This is a genomic window from Ramlibacter sp. (assembly GCF_041916345.1).
In the GTDB taxonomy this organism is placed as follows: domain Bacteria; phylum Pseudomonadota; class Gammaproteobacteria; order Burkholderiales; family Burkholderiaceae_C; genus Ramlibacter.
In genome coordinates this window covers 1-1,949 of record NZ_JAYRZR010000180.1, presented here as the reverse complement: position 1 = coordinate 1,949, position 1,949 = coordinate 1, and the positions used below count along the sequence as shown (strand labels likewise).

Here is a 1,949-nt window from a genome sequence, read left to right as displayed (position 1 = left end):
ACCAGCGGCCTGATGCATCGCCTCCAGACGGGCAAATCCAACTGGCAACGCAAGCGGGAACGCGAGCAATACGTCGCCTCCGTCCAACACTCATTGATATGACAAAAAGTGCCGGACAGCAGTGCGCCGTCGCGGGAAGGACGTGGGGTGAATTCCCGCCGCGCGGGAAGGACGTGCCGCTATCCGCTCAACCCTTCGGCGGCACGCGGAACGAAATGGTCTGGTTCAGTGCCGGCCAGGTCTCGGCCAGCTTGGGATCCACCTGCTGCTTGTGCGGGGACAGCGGCGGCAGCGCGCGCGTGGGCGGGATCGGGCCGGTGCGGCCGGTCATCTCCGCCAGGTAGTTGGTCGCCATGGCCTGCACCAGGCCAGCCACCAGGGCCGGGTTGGGCTCATGGCCGTGCGCCAGCTTGATCGCGATCTCGCGGGCGGCGGACAGGTGGTTCAGCGTGATCTCGACGGAGCGGTCGAACGCCCAGTCGTTGGGGCTGGGCTGGGCCGGGGGCTTGGTTCCGATGTTCATGCCGAATCGTCGCCCCCGCCCGCCCGGGCGTCAAGTGGGCCGCGGGCGCCGGCCGTGAATCAGTCGCCCTGGATGTTGCGCGCCTTGATCAGGGCGCCGAAGCGCTTGCTGTCGGCCTGGGCCCGCTCCGCGAACTCCTGCGGGCTCATCGGCGCCGCCGCGCCGCCGATGGCGCTCATCCGCTCGGTGAAGGCCGGGCTGCGCAGCACCTTGTTGATCTCGGCATTCAACCGCGTCACCACCGCCGCCGGCGTGCCCGCCGGGGCGTAGAAGCCGAACCAGGTGTCGGCGTCGAAGCCCTTCAGGCCGGCTTCCTCCATCGTCGGCACGTCCGGGAACTGGGGTGATCGCTTGGGGCTGCCCACCGCCAGCAGCTTCAGCTTGCCGCTCCTCACGTGCTGCAGGCCGATCCCGGGATCGAACATGAAGTCGATCTGGCCGGCCAGCAGATCCTGCATGGCGGGCGCGGCGCCGCGATAGGGGATGTGCGTGGCAAACACGTTGGCCTGCGCCTTCATCATCTCCGCCGCCAGGTGCGGCGAGCTGCCGTTGCCCGGTGAGCCGAAGCTCAGCTTGCCCGGGTTCTTCTTCAGGTAGTCGAGAAACTCCTTCGCGCTGTTGACCGGTACCTTGGCGGGGTTCACCTCCAGGTAGACCAGCACGCGCGCGGCGGCGGCCACGGGCACCAGGTCCTTCACCGGGTCGAACGGCATGCGCGCGTACAGGTGCGGATTGATGGAGACGGTGCCGCCGGAACTCATGAGCAGCGTGTGGCCGTCGCCAGGCGACTTGGCCACGTGGTCGCCGGCGATGTTGCCGTTGGCACCGGCGCGGTTCTCCACCACCACCGGCTGGCCCAGCGCCTCCTGCAGGGGCTGCTGCACCGCGCGGGCGATCTGGTCGGCCGCGCCGCCGGGCGGGAAGCTCACCACCACGCGGATCGGCTTGCTGGGCCAGGCCTGCGCCAGGGCCGCGGGTGCGGCCAGGGCGAGCGGCAGCAGGGCTAGCACGGCCGCCGCGCGGCGCGTGAGGGGGCGGGGATCGATCTTCATGGCGTGTCTCCTCGGGCTTCGGTTCTTGTGGGGGATCTTGCAGGGGGTTCAGCTCGGGCGCGATCCGGCCAATCCCTTGGGCTGGCGCATCCAGCGGATGGGCTGCGGCTTCACCGGCCGCGCCGGCGCGCCGTGGCGCTGCAAGGTGGCGTCAAGCGCGCGGCCGGTGTCGTCGGCCAGGGCCGCTTCGCGGGCGGCGGCCACGGCGAGGGCGGCCGCCTGTGCGTCCGCGCCCTGGGCGAGATGGTCCAGCACGTGCAGCAGGTTCTCCTTGCCGCGCTCATTGGTGGCGCCGTAGCCCTTGATGAGCCGGCCGCAGCGCGCGACTTCCAGGCCCAGTGGCGCGGCGCGGCGCAGGCCCTGCTCGATGCCCG

2 protein-coding genes and 1 pseudogene are annotated in these 1,949 nt (G+C 70.8%); all 3 read right to left on the bottom strand.

What is annotated here, in order from left to right; all coding sequences use genetic code 11:
* Nucleotides 1-187 precede the first annotated feature (187 nt).
* Nucleotides 188-523 (bottom strand): hypothetical protein, encoded by a 336-nt coding sequence (locus tag ACE3T5_RS21570; RefSeq protein ID WP_374670162.1) that lies wholly within the window; start codon nt 521-523, stop codon nt 188-190.
* Between the two features lie 59 nt (nt 524-582).
* On the bottom strand, nt 583-1,575 hold the full coding sequence (locus tag ACE3T5_RS21565) for a Bug family tripartite tricarboxylate transporter substrate binding protein (protein ID WP_374670161.1): 993 nt from the start codon (nt 1,573-1,575) through the stop codon (nt 583-585).
* 48 nt (nt 1,576-1,623) lie between these two features.
* Nucleotides 1,624-1,949: pseudogene (locus ACE3T5_RS21560) on the bottom strand (indolepyruvate oxidoreductase); the annotation flags it as partial.